This is a genomic window from Protofrankia sp. CiP1_Cm_nod4, assembly GCF_982290645.1.
On the sequence record NZ_CEVIVC010000023.1, the window covers coordinates 50,565 to 51,790 of the forward strand.

2 pseudogenes are annotated in these 1,226 nt (G+C 67.9%); both read left to right on the plus strand.

The features are described from left to right. Positions 1-654, plus strand: a pseudogene (locus tag AC5LSR_RS07165) (glycosyltransferase family 2 protein); the annotation flags it as partial. Beyond that, a pseudogene (locus AC5LSR_RS07170) lies at positions 651-1,226 on the plus strand (4-amino-4-deoxy-L-arabinose transferase); the annotation flags it as partial. The pseudogenes AC5LSR_RS07165 and AC5LSR_RS07170, both read left to right, overlap by 4 nt.

Sequence of the window (1,226 nt, forward strand, 5' to 3'; positions counted from 1 at the left end):
CTGCTGTTGATGCCGTTCTTCCAGGCCCTGGCCGGCCTGATCCTGCCGACCTCCATGCTGCTCACGTTCTTCCTGAGCGCCCCGGTGGGTATTGTGATCATATTCTGGCTGCCGCTGCTCGCGATGCTGATGCTGACGCTCACCGAGGAGGCCGCCTTCCGGGAGTTCGCCGACGCATACCGGATCAGGGTGACTCCGCTGGACAGCGCCCGGCTGATAGCCAGCGCGCCGGTCTACCAGCTCGTGCTGTCGCTGGCGGCGCTGCGGGCCGTCGTGCGGCTGTTCCAGCGAAAACTTGAATGGGAGAAGACGACGCATGTCGGCGCCCACCACGTGGTGACACCGGCGGTGCCGCGGCCGGCGCTCCGAAGCCACCGCGAGCCTGTTCTCACGCCCGGTGTCCCGGTCCGGTCCGGGATTCCCGCGGAATCAGTGATCGCGGCCAGGCCGGGAATTCCCGTCGGAACCGGGGTCGCCGCCAGACCGGCCAAGCCGATCGGGGAGGCCCGGCAGCCACCCGGTGAGCTCCGGGAGCCGATCCGGCAGCTCCCGGAGGTTCAGCTCCCTGAACCACGCAAGGGCCAACGGCGAAGCGAGCGTGTTTTCGCGCCGCCCGGGGCGCAGTTCCCCGAGTCGTTCGAGGGGGTTCTTTGACCACCAGCACGCTTCCGCTTCTCGACCGCGGCACCGGCACCGGCAGCGGCACGGAGCCGGCCGGCAGCCGGCGTGGCCGTCGGTTCGGCGGGTTCGTCGACTCCGTCACGGCCGCCCGCGACCGGATCTCGGTCTGGTTGCTGGCGCACTGGCAGAGCATCATCATCCTCGCCGTGGTTCTCGTCGTCTGCGGGCTCGTACACGGCATCAACCAGGACGGCTGGCCCGGCCGCATCAACGACGACGAGGGCACCTACACGGCGCAGGCATATGCCATGGAGTACTGGGGCCAAATCGCCCACTACACCTACTGGTACGATCATCCCTTCGGGGGATGGCTGCTCATCGCCGTCTACACGACGTTCACGCACGCGTTCGAGCGGGCGCCGACAGCGGTGGCCGCCGCCCGTGAATGTATGTTCGTCGTTCACCTGGTGAGCTGCGCGCTGCTTTATCTGCTGGGCCGTCGGCTGACGTTGCGACGGGTTTTCTCGGCCACCGCGGTCCTGTTGTTCTCGCTGGCGCCGCTCGCGGTCTGGTACCAGCGGATGGCTTTTCTCGACAACATCGCC